At 71.7% G+C, this 14,686-nt stretch carries 14 protein-coding genes; 7 read left to right on the top strand and 7 right to left on the bottom strand.

Annotated elements, in window-relative coordinates; genetic code table 11:
- The 4 genes from ACFRCG_RS37780 to ACFRCG_RS37765 all read left to right on the top strand — a co-directional run bounded on the left by ACFRCG_RS37780 (position 1) and on the right by ACFRCG_RS37765 (position 4,777).
- Complete coding sequence (locus tag ACFRCG_RS37780; protein ID WP_380040028.1) at positions 1 to 999, top strand: LLM class flavin-dependent oxidoreductase; 999 nt, start codon at positions 1 to 3, stop codon at positions 997 to 999.
- A 75-nt stretch (positions 1,000 to 1,074) separates the two neighbouring features.
- Positions 1,075 to 1,983: a DUF1028 domain-containing protein gene (locus ACFRCG_RS37775; protein WP_380040026.1), complete on the top strand. Its 909-nt coding sequence runs from the start codon at positions 1,075 to 1,077 to the stop codon at positions 1,981 to 1,983.
- Positions 1,983 to 3,251: a M20 family metallopeptidase gene (locus ACFRCG_RS37770; RefSeq protein ID WP_380040024.1), complete on the top strand. Its 1,269-nt coding sequence runs from the start codon at positions 1,983 to 1,985 to the stop codon at positions 3,249 to 3,251. The genes ACFRCG_RS37775 and ACFRCG_RS37770 overlap by 1 nt, the downstream gene beginning before the upstream one ends.
- 26 nt (positions 3,252 to 3,277) lie before the next feature.
- Positions 3,278 to 4,777 (top strand): purine-cytosine permease family protein, encoded by a 1,500-nt coding sequence (locus ACFRCG_RS37765; RefSeq protein ID WP_380040022.1) that lies wholly within the window; start codon positions 3,278 to 3,280, stop codon positions 4,775 to 4,777.
- Positions 4,778 to 4,807: 30 nt separating this feature from the next.
- On the opposite strand, the gene ACFRCG_RS37760 is transcribed toward ACFRCG_RS37765, so the two are convergent.
- From ACFRCG_RS37760 to ACFRCG_RS37750, 3 genes are all read right to left on the bottom strand, one after another.
- Positions 4,808 to 5,941, bottom strand: a complete 1,134-nt coding sequence (locus ACFRCG_RS37760) for an aminotransferase class I/II-fold pyridoxal phosphate-dependent enzyme (protein ID WP_380040020.1) — start codon at positions 5,939 to 5,941, stop codon at positions 4,808 to 4,810.
- Between the two features lie 5 nt (positions 5,942 to 5,946).
- Positions 5,947 to 6,597 carry a transcriptional regulator gene (locus tag ACFRCG_RS37755; RefSeq protein ID WP_380040018.1) on the bottom strand — a complete coding sequence of 217 codons (651 nt, stop codon included), beginning with the start codon at positions 6,595 to 6,597 and terminating at the stop codon, positions 5,947 to 5,949.
- Between the two features lie 92 nt (positions 6,598 to 6,689).
- The gene (locus ACFRCG_RS37750) at positions 6,690 to 7,463 is read right to left on the bottom strand and encodes a hypothetical protein (RefSeq protein WP_380040016.1); all 774 of its coding nucleotides are present in this window, start codon (positions 7,461 to 7,463) and stop codon (positions 6,690 to 6,692) included.
- Positions 7,464 to 7,874: 411 nt separating this feature from the next.
- On the opposite strand from ACFRCG_RS37750, the gene ACFRCG_RS37745 reads away from it, so the two are divergent.
- Positions 7,875 to 9,401, top strand: a complete 1,527-nt coding sequence (locus tag ACFRCG_RS37745; protein WP_380040014.1) for a serine hydrolase domain-containing protein — start codon at positions 7,875 to 7,877, stop codon at positions 9,399 to 9,401.
- Between the two features lie 57 nt (positions 9,402 to 9,458).
- Here the strand turns inward: ACFRCG_RS37745 and ACFRCG_RS37740 are convergent, their stop codons facing one another.
- From ACFRCG_RS37740 to ACFRCG_RS37730, 3 genes are all read right to left on the bottom strand, one after another.
- Positions 9,459 to 10,517: a cytochrome P450 gene (locus tag ACFRCG_RS37740; RefSeq protein ID WP_380040012.1), complete on the bottom strand. Its 1,059-nt coding sequence runs from the start codon at positions 10,515 to 10,517 to the stop codon at positions 9,459 to 9,461.
- A 120-nt stretch (positions 10,518 to 10,637) separates the two neighbouring features.
- Positions 10,638 to 10,721, bottom strand: coding sequence for a tryptorubin family RiPP precursor (locus tag ACFRCG_RS37735; protein WP_380002660.1), 84 nt, complete (start codon positions 10,719 to 10,721; stop codon positions 10,638 to 10,640).
- A 638-nt stretch (positions 10,722 to 11,359) separates the two neighbouring features.
- Entirely contained in the window at positions 11,360 to 12,205 is an 846-nt protein-coding gene (locus ACFRCG_RS37730; RefSeq protein WP_380040010.1) for an NAD(P)H-binding protein, read from the bottom strand.
- A 166-nt stretch (positions 12,206 to 12,371) separates the two neighbouring features.
- On the opposite strand from ACFRCG_RS37730, the gene ACFRCG_RS37725 reads away from it, so the two are divergent.
- Both ACFRCG_RS37725 and ACFRCG_RS37720 read left to right on the top strand, forming a co-directional pair.
- Complete coding sequence (locus tag ACFRCG_RS37725) at positions 12,372 to 12,920, top strand: DinB family protein (protein WP_380040008.1); 549 nt, start codon at positions 12,372 to 12,374, stop codon at positions 12,918 to 12,920.
- A 141-nt stretch (positions 12,921 to 13,061) separates the two neighbouring features.
- Positions 13,062 to 13,544, top strand: coding sequence for a hypothetical protein (locus tag ACFRCG_RS37720; protein WP_380040006.1), 483 nt, complete (start codon positions 13,062 to 13,064; stop codon positions 13,542 to 13,544).
- Between the two features lie 91 nt (positions 13,545 to 13,635).
- Here the strand turns inward: ACFRCG_RS37720 and ACFRCG_RS37715 are convergent, their stop codons facing one another.
- Entirely contained in the window at positions 13,636 to 14,523 is an 888-nt protein-coding gene (locus ACFRCG_RS37715; protein WP_380040004.1) for a hypothetical protein, read from the bottom strand.
- Between the last annotated feature and the right edge of the window lie 163 nt (positions 14,524 to 14,686).

The following is a 14,686-nucleotide window of genomic DNA, read 5'->3' as shown; positions in this document are numbered from 1 at the left end:
ATGACCACCACCGGACGCGCCCCACGAATCGCCCTCGTGCTGGGCAGTTCGCAACGACCGGCCGAGATCGTCGCGGCGGCCCGGGCCGCCGAGCGCGGCGGCTTCGACGAACTGTGGGTCGGCGAGGACTACTTCTACACCGGCGCGATCGCGGCGGCCGGAGCCGTTTTGGCCGCGACCGAACTCCCGGTCGGCATCGGCATCGTGCCCACCACCTCACGCCATCCCGCGCTGCTGGCCATGGAGTTGGCCACGCTCGCCGGCCTGTACCCGGGCCGGCTGAGCGCCGGGGTCGGCGCCGGGGTCCCGGACTGGCTGGATCAGATGGCGATCCGGTCCCGGACGCCGCTGGCCTCGGTCCGCGACGTCATCGCCGGGCTGCGCACCCTCCTCGCCGGGGAGACGCTGACCGTCGAGGCGTCCTCGTATCGGGCCCGCGAGGTGCGACTGGCCCACCCGCCGGCGGTGGTGCCACCCATCCTCGCGGGCGTCGGAGGCCCCAAGGCGCTCGCCATGTCCGGGGGTTCGGCCGACGGAACCGTGCTCTCCGTGCTCGCGGGCACGCGCTACGTGCGCTGGGCCGCCGAGCGGGTGGCCGCCGGCGGCGCCGGGGCCGGGCACGACCTGGTCGCGTACGCGCTGTGCTCGGTCGACCCGGACGCCGCCGTCGCCCGCGAACGGTTGCGCGAATTGTTCGGGCTGTACCTCCTCGCCGGACCGCGCAACCCGATGACCGAGGCGCACGGGATCGCCGACGAGGCCGAGGCACTGGCCGCACTGGACTTCGACGACGCGGTACGGGCCATCCCCGACGCCTGGATCGAGGAGTTGGCGGTCGTCGGCACCCCCGCCGACTGCGCCGAGCGGATCACGCTCCTCGCCGAGGCCGGGGCGGACCGCGTCGCGCTCTGCCTCGACCCCGACCAGGACGCCGAGGCACAGGTCGACCTGCTCGCGCGCGAACTGCTTCCGCTGCTTCCGGGACGCGCCGGCGGCTGAGACGTCGGGCGGCCGGCCCGGCGCCCCCCGGCCCGGCCGCCCCACAACGGCACACGACAGCGATCGGAGATTTCGATGACCTATTCGATGGTGAGCTTCAATCCCGACGACGGCTCCCTGGGGTTCGCCTCGCAGTCGCACTTCTTCGCCGTGGGCTCCGTCGTGGGCGACGCCGAGGCCGGCGTCGGCGTGGTGGTCAGCCAGGCGTTCGCCAACACCGACTGGCCGCACGAGGGCCTGGCGCTGCTGCGGGCGGGCGCGACGCCCGACGACGTACTCGACACGCTCACGTCGGCGGATCCGCAGGCCGAGTATCGCCAGGCGATCGTGATGGACGCCGGCGGCCGCTACGCCTGCTTCGGCGGCACCGGCTGCGCGCCGCACACCGGCGTCGCGCGCGGCGAGGGCATGGCGGCGATGGGCAACATGCTCGTCTCGGACACGGTGTGCACGGCCATGCTCGCCACCCACCGCGCCTCGACCTCGACCCACGCCGACCGGCTCGTCGCGGCGCTGCTCGCGGGCGAACGGGCCGGGGGAGACGCGCGCGGGTCGCAGTCGGCGGTGCTCAAGGTGGTCGGCCCGGTCCGGGACGAGCGGCCCTGGCGGCACGTGCTCGCGGACATCCGGGTCGACGACCACGCGGACCCGGTGGGCGAGTTGCGCCGGCTGCTGCCCATCCACGACGGTTTCCGGGCGATCGGTGCGGCCCTGTTCGCCCCGCCCCTGGTCATCGGCGACGCCTCGGGGATCGTCGCGGACCGGGCCCGGGAGACCATCGCCGCGCTCGCGTCCGCCGCGATCGGTCTCGGCGCCAACCGCGAGGCGGACCTGTGGCGGGCGGTGGTGCTGCTGCGCAGCGGCCGGATCGACGCGGGCCGCGCATTGATCGACGAACTGAGCGCCGAGCGACCGCGGTTGGCCGAGTTCGCGCGCGGCCTGGCGCAGGTCGGGATCCTGCCGAGGAGCGAGGTGACCCGCTGATGGCGAGCCCCTCGCCGCACACACCCGAGTCCGCCGTCGACGCCTTCGTCCGGGTGGATCGGGTCACCCGCACCGCGGCCGACCTGGTGCGCGTCGACACCCGCAACCCGCCCGGCCGGGAGGACGCGGCCGTACCCGCGCTGCTCGACCTGATGGGGGCGATCGGCTGCTCCGGCGAGGTGTTCACGTCGCGCGGCGGCCGGCCGTCGGTGCTCGCCCGGTACGGCACCGGCGCGCCCGGACGGCCGACCCTGCTGATCAACGGCCACGTGGACGTGGTGCCCGTGGTCGAGGCGGACTGGACCACGCCGCCGTTCGACCCGGTCGTGCGCGGCGGCCGGCTGATCGGTCGCGGCGCGGCGGACATGAAGGGCGGGATCGCCGCCGCCGTCGAGGGGCTGCGCGCGTGCCTCGACGCCGGGCTCGCACCGGACGCCGACATCGTCTTCCACCTCGTCGCCGACGAGGAGACCGGCGGCGCCCACGGTACGGCGGCACTCGTCGACGCCGGCCTGGTCCGGGCCGACGCGTGCATCGTCCCCGAGCCGACCGGGCTGCGCGTCGCGGTGGCCGAACGCGGCTCCTGGCAGGCCGGGATCGAGGTGTTCGGTACGGCCGGACACGGCGGCGAACCGGCGCTCGGCCGCTCCGCGGTGGCCGACGCGGCGCGGATCACCACCGCCCTGCACCTGGCCCGATTCCACGACCGGCCGCACCCGCTGCTCGGCAGCCCGACGTGCAACGTGGCGATGGTGCGCGGCGGCGTCGCGGCCAACGTGATCGCCCCCGCCTGCGAACTGACCATCGACCGGCGCACGCTGCCCGGGGAGAGCGCCGACGACGTGTACGCCTCGATCGTGCGCACCATCGACGCGAGTTGCCCCGACGTCGACTATCGCGTACTGCCGACGTTCTTCTGCGAGGCGTCCGAGTTGCCCCTGCCCCACCCCTTCGCGGACTTCGTCGACACGTGCCGACCGCGCCCGCACACCCGATCCCGCTCGCGCGTCGCGCCGGACGAGGGCTTCATCGGCCTCTCGCTCGGCTCCGACGCCCGTTTCCTGCGCAATCGTCTCGGCATCCCCACCGTCGTCTACGGCCCCGGCTCGATCGAGCAGGCCCACGGCGCCGACGAGTGGGTCGGGATCGGCGACCTCGCCCTCGCCGCGCGCACCTTCGCCCGCGCCATCGCGGGTTTCGCCGACTTCGTGGCACAGGCCGACACCGGCCGCGTCTCCCCGAGCAGACAAACCGGCAGACAACTGTAGATTCTGCCCCACGTGAAGGAGGGCACATGGCTGACCACACAGGCGCGACGAGGAGCCGGCAGCCGGCACCCGGCGAGAACTCGCGCAGCGGCCCGGTCCTGGAAACACGTTCGATCGACTACATCCCGCAGTCCGAGCGACACGGCCGCGCCTGGCACCAGGCACCGTTCTGGTTCACCGGACAGTTCGTGCCGACCACCATGGTCGTCGGCTTCGCGGGACCGGTCATGGGACTGTCCGTCGGCTGGTCGATCACGGCCACCGTCCTGGGCATCCTGTTCGGCACCTGCTTCATGGCGTTCCACGCCAACCAGGGGCCCACCATGGGCCTGCCGCAGATGATCCAGTCACGCGCCCAGTTCGGCACCCGCGGCGCGCTCGTACCGATGCTCGCCGTCATCTGCGTCTACATCGGCTTCAGCGCCTTCGGCGTACTGTTGGCCTCCCAGGTGCTCGAAACGGTCCTACCCGGCTCGACCACGCTGTGGGCGGTGGTGATCGTACTGCTCGCGGCCGTGCTCGCGATCGTCGGCTACGACCTGCTGCACACCGTGCTGCGCCTGCTGCCGTACCTGGTCGTACCCGTGTTCGGGATCCTCACCGTGCTCGCCCTGACGCACCTGAGCCCGCATCACGACCCGCACACCGCCTCCTTCACCTGGGCCGCCGCACTCGCCCAGTTCGTCGCCGCCGCCGGCTACCAACTCGGCTACGCCGTCTACGTCTCCGACTACTCCAGATACCTGCCCGCGGACACCTCCGCGCGCGGGGTGATCGGCTGGACCTACGCCGGGGCCGCCCTGTCGGCGATCTGGCTGATGGTGCTCGGGAACTTCATCGCCGGCTCCGTTCCCGTCCCCGACGCGCTGGTCAACCTCCAGGACATCGGCGACACGCTCTTCTCCGGCTTCGGCAAGACCGCCGTGATCGCGGTCCTGGTCCCCAGCGCGATCGCCATCATGGGGGTCAACCTCTACGGCGCGATGCTCTCGGGCCTGAGCATCGTGCACGCCTTCCGGCCGATCGCGCTGACCGCCCGCACCCGTGTCGTCGGCGTCGCGACCGGTGCCGCGGTCGTCTTCGCCGTGGCCGAGGGCCTGCCGGGGAAGTACCTGGACAGCTTCAACGACTTCATCACGCTCATCCTCTACGCCCTGGCGCCCTGGACCGCGGTCAATCTCATCGACTACTACTTCGTGCGCCGGGGCCACTACGCCATCACCGAGATCTTCAGCCCCGACAGCATCTACGGCCGCTGGGGCCGCGCGGGTCTGCTCGCCTACGCCCTCGGTGTGGCCGCGTCGATCCCGTTCATGACCACCGGCTTCTACACCGGGCCGATGGTCGACACGCTCGACGGCGCCGACATCGCGTTCGTGGTCGGCCTGGTCGTCTCCGGCGCCGCCTACTTCCTGGCCACCCGGGGCTTCGACCCGACCCGGGAGCGGGAGGCGATTCGGGACAGCCGGAACCGGCTCGACGGTCCGGACGCCGTCGTGCGCTCGGCGCCGCGCGCCACGGGATGACGCCGCTCCGCCGGAAGCTCGGCGTCGTCGTCAGCGGCCGGTGCGCAGCCAGGTGGACAGGGCGGACAGGGCCGCTTCGGCGTGGTCGCGGCCGACGCCGATCCGGAAACGGTCGGTGGGGGTCGGGGTGAGGTCGGAGCGGTAGATGCTCGCGGGCAGCAGGAGCACGCCCGCCTCCTCCACCAGGCGGGTACAGAACACCTCGACCCCGTCGGCGCCGAGATAGCGGGGGTAGGCGACACACCCCCCGTCGGGGGCCCGCCACTCGAAGTCGTCGGGGTACTCGGCGAAGAACGCGTCGAACGCCGTCAGGTTGGCGGTGATCAGGGCGCGGTTGCGGGCCAGGATCGTCTCGCGGGCCTTCAGGGCGATCCTGGCCAGCACCTCGCTCGGCGCGGAGTTGCAGATCGTGGTGTAGTGCTTGGCCCGCTCCAGGCGCGAGCGCAGGGCCCGGTCGCGGCAGGCGATCCAGCCGATGCGCAGGCCGGGCAGGCCGAGGGACTTCGAGGTCACGTTCAGCGACAGGGCGCGCGGCGACAGGTCGGCGGCCTGCGGCAGGGTGCGGGCCGGATCGCGTTCGAGGCCGCGATACACCTCGTCGCTGAACAGATGGATGCCACGCTCGTCGCACAGCCGGACCAGGGCGGCGAATTCGGCGCGGTCGACCACCTTGCCGGTGGGGTTGTGCGGGAAGTTCACCGAGACGACCCGGGTGTTCGGGCGGATCGCGGCGACCACCGCGTCCAGGTCCAGGGCCCAGTCCCGCGCCGGGTCGAGCGCCACGCCGGTGACCTCGCACAGGGCCAGCGGAACGGTCTCGGCGGACTGGTAGTTCGGGGTCACCACGATGGCGTGGTCGTCGGCGTCGAGCAGGACGTTCATCGCCACGTACAGGGCCTCCTCGGCACCCGCGAAGCAGATGACGTCGTCCGGCTCGATGTGGTCGTAGGTGCCGGCGATCGCCGCCCGCAGGCCCGGGTCGCCGAACGTCTCGGTGTAGCCCAGGGACAGGTGCTCGAAGGCGTCCCGGTCGGTGTCGTCCGCCAGTTCGAGCAGTTCGCTCAGCGTCATGGTCTGCGCGTCGGACGCCGTCAGGTGGTGGCGGGCGGTGAACTCCCAGCGGGAGAAATACGTTTCCAGCCGGAAATCGGGCAGCCGGGTCATGGTCGTCAGCTTCTCTCGCTCGTCGCTCGTACATCGGCCAACAGGTCGTACACGGTGGACCGGGACACCCGCAGGGCCTCGGCGACGACCGGAACGACGCGGCGCACCGCGAACACGCCGGCCTCGTCCAGGCGGGCGACGACGGTCAACCGGTCCGGGCGGGTCATGCGCTCGGCGGGGCGCCCGGTGGCGCGGACATGGCCGCCGACCACCTCGGCGACGCGCGCCGACAGGTCCTGTTCGAACAGCGGCTCGGGGCGCCGCACGGTCGGCGCGCCGAACGCGGACAGGACGGCGGCGGCCCGCTCCAGTGGCGTGCGGTCGAGGTTGACGCACAACACCGCCGCCGGCCGCCCGTGCGCGTCGCGCAACACCGCGCTGACCGACGACAGCCGGCGGCCGTCCGCGAGCACCTTCTCGTACGGCCCGTACACGTCGCGCGCCGCCGGATCCAACGCGGCCAACTCGCCCAGGGCCGAGGGGTCGCCCGGCCCGCGCGAGGTGAACGGGTTCCACACCGCCAGGACCCGGTCGGTCCCGGGATCGTGCAACACGACCTCCGCGTAGGGCCCGAGCAACAACGCGACGGCCCGCCCCACCGGCTCCCACGTCCGCACCCGGGGATCCGCGTCGTCTTCCTTCGCCACCGCACCCATGTCCGGACTGTACGTCCGGACCGGACGAAACGTCCAGTCACGGTCGCCGGGGCGCGCGCCGTCGGCACCGGCCGAGGGGAGTGAGGGGTGGCTCAGAGCAGGCCGGCGCCGGGTGGGGCGGTGCCGAGGCTGGGGAGTTCGACGATTCGGTCGGCCGCCGGGGCCTGGATGTCCACGGGCCGGTCGTACTCGGACCAGGTCATGGTCGCCGTATCGGAGCCACCCTTGGACGGGGAGTCGGCCACCTTGACGGGCAGGGCCGGGCCCTCGGCCGGGATGTACAGGAGGTCGGGGTTCTTCTCGCCGGGCACGGCGAACACGACCACGCGCCGGCCGTCGACGGTGGAGTCGGGGCGGCGATCGGCCTTCGCCAGGGTGGGGAGGACGGTGTGCGGGTCCGCCCTTCGGCTGAGGTTCTTCATGGTGGACCGGGCCGGATCGTCGGCGGCCACGTGGCCGTACTTGCCGTCGAGCGAGTTCAGGAGAGCGGCCTTGTCCCGGCCGAGCCGCGACTGCCAGTAGGCGCGCGAAGCCTTGACGTAGACGTCCTCACCGATCCGCACCGTCTCGATCGTGTAACTCGACGTCTTGCCGATCGCCGAGTAGTTGCCGGTCCGTATGTCCAACCGGAGATCGGTGCGTTGGGTCGCGCCGTCGCGCCGCAACTCCACGGTGACGCGGACCGAATGCACACGGTCCACGGCGCTGGCGACCCGCTTCGACACCGCCTCGGCGCTCAGCGTCGACAGATCGGCCGAGGCCGTGTCGGCCAGGTCCGCAGCCGCCGAACATCCCGTCACCAGGACCATCCCCGCCGCCGCGGCCGCCGCCAGGCGTCCCGACGCAGCCGAACCCACACGCGCCATCGATGATTCCGATCCGCTCCCGCCCCGACCCCGCCGATCGTGGCTGCGGTACATGATCGCGGGCGCTCGGCGGCGGCACGACGCGGGGGCCGTCCGGGGTGGGCCGGGCCCGCGCGGCTGCGAACTCACCCACGGGGAAGGGAGGGAGCCGCGCGGGCGGATCATGGGCCGTGGCCAGTCTGCGCTGTGGGCGGGAGGTGTGACAGGGCACGAACCGCACTGGCACGGAGGAGTATTTCGTGCCACGCGCAATCCTCCGCGCCTGTGGAACGGACGGACCCGCGATGGCCGGCGCGCAAAAGCGGGTACGGGGGTACGACGCGCGTGGCGGTCGAGTGTGCGGGGGCAGTACTCGGGTCCCCGTACCGTCGGGGGACGTGCGTACCCGGGTCGGCTTCGTAGCCTCGCACCGTGATCGACCATCGTGACATCCCCTCCTCCGGCGGAGCCGCCGACCGCGAGTCCGTGTCGCCCACGCGGCGTGCCGTGCTGCGTGGGTCGTTGGGCGTCGCGGCCGGCGCCACCGCGGCCGGTTCCGTTCTCGCCCCGTCCGCGTCCGCCGCCGGGCAACCACCCGCGCCCGCCGACCCGTCCGCCGCCGGCCCGGCCGCGCGGCACTGGCAGGCCAGGCTCGACGCACTGGCCGCCCGCCACCAGGTGCCCGGCGCCGCGCTGGGCATCCTGTCCGGCGACCGTGTCACGAAGCTCGCCACCGGCACGGCCAACGTCGACGACCGGGTCGAGGCCACACCGGACACCGTCTGGCAGATCGGCTCCGTCACCAAGGTCTGGACCGCGACCGTGGCGATGCGCCTGGTCGACGAGGGCCTGCTCGACCTCGATACACCGGTGACACGCGTGATGCCCGAACTGCGCCTGTCGGACCCGGACCGTACGGCCCGCCTGACCCTGCGTCACCTGCTGACGCACACCAGCGGGATCGACGGCGACGTGCTCGCCGACACCGGTCGCGGCGACGACTGCCTGGAGCGATATGCCGCGCTGCTCAAGGAGGTTCGCGGCGTGCACCCGCTCGGTCGCGCCTACTCGTACTGCAACGCCGGCCTGATGCTCACGGGCCGACTCATCGAGCGCGTCACCGGTACGACCTGGGACGCCGCACTCCACGATCGCCTTGTGAAACCGCTGGGGCTGGCCCGCACACACACCCTGCCCGAGGACGTGCTCGCCCACCGCGCCGCCGCCGGACACACCTGGGAACGGGATCGGCCCCCGCACGTGAACCCCGCCTGGATACCGCGCTCCTCGGGCCCCGCCGGCATCGTCTGCTCGTCCGTCGAGGACGTGCTCACATTCGCCCGCCTCCACCTGGACGACGGCCGCGCGTCCGACGGCACGCGCATCCTGTCGACCCGTTCCGCCGAGGCGATGCGCTCGTTCCAGACCAACACCCCCGACACCGCCGACGGCGGCGAAACCCGCGGACTGGGCTGGGCCCGCTGGGACTGGAACGGCCGGGCCGCCTACGGCCACGACGGCACCACCCACGCCCAGGCGTCCTTCCTGCGCATCCTGCCCGACGCCCGGATCGCCGTGGTCCTGCTCACCAACGGCGGCGACAACGCCGCGCTGCACGTGGACCTGTTCCGAGAGATCTTCACCGACCTCGCCCACGTCGCACCACGCCCGCAGCACACCCCCGACGGCAGTACCCCACCCCGCGACGCCGGCGGATATCTGGGCCGCTACCCGGCCACCGGCATCGTCGAGGACGTCCTCGAACGCGACGGCGCGCTGTACGTGCGCCGGACGTTCGAGGGGCGGACGCCGTCGGAGTTCCGCCTCCTGCCGGCCGGCCGTGACCTGTACGTCCACCGGGTGTCCGACACGCGCGAGTGGCAGACGATCAAGTTCTTCACGCTGGACGGGACTCGGTATCTCTACCGAGGCGGCAGGATCGTGGCGCACGAGGGCTGACGGCCGGACGGGGTTTCGGGACCCCGAGCGTGGAGGTGTGCCGCGCTGAACTCAAGCTCAGAGTAGGCGAGTTCGGGACACCTGTACCCGCGTGACCCCGAGCAGGCCGGCGAGCGGCACCCTGGCGGTGGTCTGTCGGGGGTTCACCGCGAGGTCGTCGGCGCGCAGGCGTTCGAGGAGGTGTTCGGCGAGCGGGACGATCAGGTGCCGGCCTCGGCAACGATCGCTCGCGTGGCCGAAGGGAAGGTAGCCCGGCTGGTCGTCCTCGTCCATCTCGTGCCAGCGCTCGGGGCTGAACACGTCGGGTTCGGGCCACAGTTCGGGATCGCGATGGGTCAGCAGCGGCAGCAGCAGCACGTCGTCGTGCGGACCGATTCGGGAGTCCACGGCGGAGAACTCGGGGGACGCCACCCGCAGGATGTTCCACGACGGCGGCAACAACCGCAGCGACTCCAGCACGATGTGCCGGTTGCTCGCGTCGGGATGGAACGGCGAGCCGAGCCAGAGTGCGTTGGCGACCAGTGCCGCGACCCCCAGGCACACCGGCGCGGCGACCCGGCGATACAGGCCCATGGCGTAGCGCCGGTCGCCGTGCTCGGCGGCGGCCGTGGCGGTGACCGCCGCGAGGCGGGACACCGGCGGGTCGAGAGCGGGCTTTCCCGGCAGGACGGCACTCGTGCGGACCATGGCGCGGGTGAGTACCGGCGCCTTTTCGAGGCGGCGATCGGTGAGCATGCGGAACCGCAACGGGTCGGGCCCGAAAAGAAGATCGCGAAGATAGGCGTGACCCGTACGCGGCCAGATTCCGGAAAGATCGACGGAATCGGGAGCCGGTCCGCCCAATGCGGCGCGCACGTCGTGCGAGACGGCCCGCAGGACGTCGTTGGCCTCCACTCGCTCTATCGATCTTCCCTGGAGCGGCTTGAAAGTCGGCCGCTCGAATTCGTGGGCCGACCTGCTCTCCAGGAGTTTGTTGATCAATTCCGGATCGGCGACTCCGACGGTGTCGCCGTCGATGCGGAAAAACCCCGCACCGCGACGCTCGCGCAGGAGCTCCTCGATCCTCGGTGCGAAGAGGGTGACCCGGGCACTTCCGACCGTGTCGGAACGATTCATCGGTGCTCTCCACGGGGCGTAGAGTCTCCCGCCCGGTGGAGCCGGGACGCGGCTCCACCGGGCGCGAGCCCGGGCGGCGATCCGACTCGGCCGAATCTCAGGCGGAGTCGGTCGAAACGATCAGCTGTACCAGATGAACCAGGTGGCGGATTTGAGGCTCTTCTCGACCCTGAACCTCTTGGAGAAAGAGTTGACGATCTTCACCACGACAACCTCCAGGTGACTGTGGACCGGCCGGGTCTCCTATACGACCCGGGCCGGTGGAGCGATATCCACCGCTAGAGAATCCGCCTTTCGATTCTCTTCGCCTCGAAAGTGAAGCCTTGATACGAAAGGTGCGTCAATGTGATGTAGATCACAGATCAAAAAGCCTCACACACTGCTCACACACTTTTCACACAAAAGATGTAAGCGGCTGTTCGTCGATCTTGGGTGTGAGGTTGCCGGGAGATCCGTCGGCGGTTCCGGATATCTGCGGGGGGCGAGTGTGAGCGCGGACAAACGGATTTCTTTCGGCCACGGGGAAAGTGGGCCGGCGGAGCCGGATGCCCGGGCCGGTCGCAACCGGCGTCGGTGACGACCTGGCGGCATCGCTGTCCCGCCGAGGTGGGCCGATGCGGCGGTGGCGTGGTCGGGTGCGTGTCACCGAAGGTGTGGGTCGTTTGGTGAGGCGACGCGATGCCATGACGGATCGGGCGGCCGTCCGGTCGTTCGGCCGGCGCGAAGTGGTCGCTGGCATAGGGGAGTTGGGTGTAGCCGGTGCGCCCGGTGAGACGTCGGAACGCGTTCGTCGGCCGAACCCCCTCCCGGGCGCGCCGCGGTTCGCGCGCCCGGGAGGGCCGCTACCGGAACGCCGGCAGGTTGCGCGCCACCCACTCGCCGAACGGTCGGGCCGGACGACCCAGGACCTTCGCCACATCCGGGCCGACCTCCACCTCGGCCGGCAGTGGGAGGCCGAGGGCGTCCAGGGTGCCGCCGATCGCCTCCTCCGGCATGAACCGCGCCATGTGCGCGTGCGCTTCCTCGCGGGACAGTTCCACGAACGCGACCGGTTCGCCCAGTGCCGCCGAGATGACCTCGGCCTGCCGACGCGGGCTGATCGCCTCGGGCCCGGTCAACTCGTAGGTACGGCCGGCGTGGCCGTCCTCGCGCAGTACGACCGCGGCCATGTCGGCGATGTCCGCCGGGTCGACGACGGGCAGCGCCGAGTCGCCGAACGGGGCGAAGACCGTGCGCTTGCCGCGGATCGACTCGGCCCACGCGAAGGTGTTGGAGGCGAAGGCGCCCGGGCGCAGGACCGTGAAGTCCGTCCCCGACGTGCGCACCGCCGCCTCGAACGCCCGCAACCGGGCATGCGAAGCGGCCTGGGGGCGGGTGGCGTTGAGTTGGGACGAGACCAGGACGATACGACCGACGCCGGCGTCCGCGGCGGCGCCGACCAGGTGGTCCGGGCTTTCCCCGTGGGCGTTGAGTTCACCCGCCACAAGGACGAACAACGCGTCGGCGCCGTCGAGGACCGGCCGCATGCTCACCGAGTCCCCGACGTCGGCGCGGGCGTGTCGTACGCCGTCCGGAAGGTCCGTGAGTCGCGGGCGCCGCGACACGGCCACGACGTCCTCGCCCGCTGCCGCCAACTGCCCCACAAGCGCCCGGCCGATGTTGCCGGTCGCACCCGTGATCACGATCATTGTCGTCTCCCGCTTGTTAGTTAGTTGACTGACTCAGTTCGACGAGAGTGACCGTAGCACGCGTTTCGCGCACCTGTCACCGGATGTCGGTGGGGCCGGATGTCGCTCGGGTGGGATGTCGGTGGGGCCGCTCATACTCGGTCGGACCCCGATCGGAAGGTGGACCATGGACGGCACGCCCCCGCCCCGGCACTACGCACCCCGATGGGACGGGGACGATCGACCCGCTCCGCCCTCGGTGGGAGGTGAGCGGGAAACGCTGAGCGCGGTGCTGGACTGGCACCGGGACACGTTCGAGCTCAAGTGCGCCGGGCTGTCCTCGGATCAGCTGTCCGAGCGGGCGGTGCCGCCGTCCACGATGTCCCTGCACGGCCTGGTGCGGCACCTGGCCGGTGTCGAGCGCTGGTGGTTCCGCATCCAGTTCGCCGGCGAGGAACTCCCGCTGCTCCACTACTCCGACGAGGATCCCGACCAGGACTTCGACAGCCTGGACGGGGACACCGACGAAGCCTTCGCCGTCTGGCGGGCCGAGTGCGAACACTCCCGCCGAATCACCGCCGCCGCGCCCTCGTTGGAGCAAACGGGAACGCGCAAGCGTACGGGGGAGCCGATCTCGCTACGCAGAATCCTGGTCGACATGATCGCCGAATACGCCCGCCACAACGGTCACGCCGACCTCCTCCGCGAACGCCTCGACGGCACCACGGGCATGTGACCGGCACCCGCCGGGCCCTCGGCCGCCCGGGCGGCCGAGGGCGGTGTACGGCCCGGCCGACTCGCCCTGGCCTGGCTGCTCCACCGCTCGCGGGGTCGGCATAGACTGCGCGACCGAGTCCGGATCGTCGTGGAGGCGTTTGTGATATCCCGTCCGCTGGCGGTGTTCGACCTGGACGGCACGGTGGCCGATACCCGGCACCGGTTGCACTTCGTCGAGACGCCTCCCCGGGACTGGGACGCGTTCTTCGCGGCCGCGACGCGCGACGCGCCGCTCGCCGAGGGTGTCGACCTCGCACGGACCAGCGCGGAGACGCACGAGGTGGTGTACCTGACCGGCCGCCCGGAGCGCTGCAGGCGCGACACGGTCGACTGGTTGGATCGCCACGGGCTGCCCGCCGGTCGTCTGCTGATGCGTGCCGAGCGGGACCGCCGCCCGGCCCGGGTCGCCAAACCCGCACTGCTGCGAAATCTCGCACGTGGCCGGACCGTTGCGATGGTCGTCGACGACGACGCCCTGGTCTGCGACGCCTACCGAGCCGCGGGCTTCCGGGTGATCCGCGCCGACTGGATGCCCCCCTCACGGACACTGCGCCAAGCCCAGCACGACGCGGGCCGCACCTGATCCCATCGACCACGACGGCCCGGCAGGACAGGCTGGACGTGGGTGCCGCGTCGACGACCCGCGTCACGGCGGGGTTCGGGGTGGTCGTATGTCACTTCGTGGTGGCTGCTGTTTGCCACATGGTGTAGGAGTATTCGCTCGTGCTGCCGAGTGCCATGGTGCCGAAGTGGCCGTCGGTGGTTTGCAGGCAGTAGTGGCCGTAGGGGTTGAGCTTGTTGAAGTCGCCGCCCCAGGCGTCCGGTGGTTCCGTGATGCAGTCCTGTAGGGACGGTGTCTTGTCGCCGGAGAACTTCGCGTACCGCGCGCCGTGTGCGGCCGAGGGGCCGCCGAGGCCGGCGTGCAGGTCGGTGCCGGCGTGTGAGGCCGAGCGTTTGTCGGAGTCGAAGTCGTAGTCGGTGTACTTGCCCGCCACCAGGAGCCGGAACTTGCCCGAGCTGCGCACCGGTTGCTCCAGGCTGTCCACGACGGCGACGGCGGTCGCGGTGTCCGAGGTGGCGTCGATCGTGATCAGCTTCCGGCTGGGCTCGAACGACTGCGCGGTGCGGCCGTTGGTGAGCACGTACACCTTGCCCGCGTAGGCGACTCGGTATCCGGTGTTGCGCACGGTGCCGCCGACCTTGCGGCGCACCACGATCGTCCAGTCGTTGTCGACCGGTTGCGGCGCGGCGGGGGCGATCCGACGCGCCACGGGGACGATGCCGCCGGACGGGCCGGGGTCGGTGCCGGATGTGCTCGCGGCGAGCAGTGCTTCGAGGGCGATCGGCCCCAGTACGGTCACCGTGAGCTTGGCGGCCTGCTCGACCGTGATGTCGCCGCCCTGGCTCATCATCAGCCGGGCCACCTCGACGGTCAGCGCCGGAAGACCCTGCTTGACCACCACCCCACAGGCGACCAGCGATCCCGCCACGGTCGCCGCACACACCGTCCGGCCGAGCGCGCGCACGCCCGACGCCTGGTTCGAGGACACACCGAAGGACATGCCGAATACCCCCACCGTCTCACCGCGTCCGGTGATCGGCGCCCAGTGGACGCGGATACGGACGCGCTCCCCCCACGGTCGCCGCGCCCCACCGCGTACGACCCTCCCCGATCAGGGTAGGCGGATTCGCTTGCGCCGGTGGGGGTTTCGTCGAGACGACGGC

The organism is Embleya sp. NPDC056575 (assembly GCF_042793325.1).
GTDB lineage: Bacteria > Actinomycetota > Actinomycetes > Streptomycetales > Streptomycetaceae > Embleya.
This window is presented reverse-complemented; position numbering and strand designations above follow the sequence as displayed.

Bases quoted from the DNA above. Each gene is read 5' to 3' on its own strand.
- ACFRCG_RS37780 (WP_380040028.1), top strand. From the start codon at position 1: ATGACCACCACCGGACGCGCCCCACGAATCGCCCTCGTGCTGGGCAGT.
- ACFRCG_RS37775 (WP_380040026.1), top strand. From the start codon at position 1,075: ATGACCTATTCGATGGTGAGCTTCAATCCCGACGACGGCTCCCTGGGG.
- ACFRCG_RS37770 (WP_380040024.1), top strand. From the start codon at position 1,983: ATGGCGAGCCCCTCGCCGCACACACCCGAGTCCGCCGTCGACGCCTTC.
- ACFRCG_RS37765 (WP_380040022.1), top strand. From the start codon at position 3,278: ATGGCTGACCACACAGGCGCGACGAGGAGCCGGCAGCCGGCACCCGGC.
- ACFRCG_RS37760 (WP_380040020.1), bottom strand. From the start codon at position 5,941: ATGACCCGGCTGCCCGATTTCCGGCTGGAAACGTATTTCTCCCGCTGG.
- ACFRCG_RS37755 (WP_380040018.1), bottom strand. From the start codon at position 6,597: ATGGGTGCGGTGGCGAAGGAAGACGACGCGGATCCCCGGGTGCGGACG.
- ACFRCG_RS37750 (WP_380040016.1), bottom strand. From the start codon at position 7,463: ATGGCGCGTGTGGGTTCGGCTGCGTCGGGACGCCTGGCGGCGGCCGCG.
- ACFRCG_RS37740 (WP_380040012.1), bottom strand. From the start codon at position 10,517: ATGAATCGTTCCGACACGGTCGGAAGTGCCCGGGTCACCCTCTTCGCA.
- ACFRCG_RS37730 (WP_380040010.1), bottom strand. From the start codon at position 12,205: ATGATCGTGATCACGGGTGCGACCGGCAACATCGGCCGGGCGCTTGTG.
- ACFRCG_RS37725 (WP_380040008.1), top strand. From the start codon at position 12,372: ATGGACGGCACGCCCCCGCCCCGGCACTACGCACCCCGATGGGACGGG.
- ACFRCG_RS37715 (WP_380040004.1), bottom strand. From the start codon at position 14,523: ATGTCCTTCGGTGTGTCCTCGAACCAGGCGTCGGGCGTGCGCGCGCTC.